Here is a 422-nt window from a genome sequence, read left to right on the forward strand (position 1 = left end):
CAAAAGCCCAATAATTGATAGGAAATGGACAGCTAAAAGTTTTTAGGACCATAAACTTAGGGGGAAATAAAAAATGGGAACAATCGTATGCCAAGTATGTGAAGGAACAATCGGACATTTTGAAGATGAGAAAACGACGGTACTTTACGGAAAATGTGGAACAAATTGTGACTGTGCTAGAAAAGATAATGCGAAAGCTTAATGATAAATAAATAGATTACTATAAAACTCAGGGGGAAATGAAAATGGGAACAATCGTATGCCAAGTATGTGAAGGAACAATTGGACATTTTGAAGATGAAAAATCAACAGTACTATACGGGAAATGTGGATCTCATTGCGAATGTGACCATAAAGAACATACAAAAGCTTAATAATAAGAAAAAGCGCCTACATGTGTAGGCGCTTTTTTAATAAATTGT

General features: G+C 34.4%; 2 protein-coding genes. Both read left to right on the plus strand.

Going from position 1 to position 422, the window contains the following annotated elements; genetic code table 11:
* Positions 1-73: 73 nt before the first annotated feature.
* A complete protein-coding gene (locus MR160_RS34010; RefSeq protein ID WP_000536803.1) occupies positions 74-202 on the plus strand; it encodes a GapA-binding peptide SR1P in 129 nt (42 codons plus the stop codon).
* Positions 203-245: 43 nt separating this feature from the next.
* Positions 246-374, plus strand: coding sequence for a GapA-binding peptide SR1P (locus MR160_RS34015; RefSeq protein WP_000536796.1), 129 nt, complete (start codon positions 246-248; stop codon positions 372-374).
* Positions 375-422: the final 48 nt, after the last annotated feature.

The organism is Bacillus cereus group sp. BfR-BA-01382, from assembly GCF_022663475.1.
Lineage (GTDB): Bacteria > Bacillota > Bacilli > Bacillales > Bacillaceae_G > Bacillus_A > Bacillus_A thuringiensis_S.

Coding starts and splice junctions, on each gene's coding strand:
- MR160_RS34010 (WP_000536803.1), top strand. CDS start 74: ATGGGAACAATCGTATGCCAAGTATGTGAAGGAACAATCGGACATTTT.
- MR160_RS34015 (WP_000536796.1), top strand. CDS start 246: ATGGGAACAATCGTATGCCAAGTATGTGAAGGAACAATTGGACATTTT.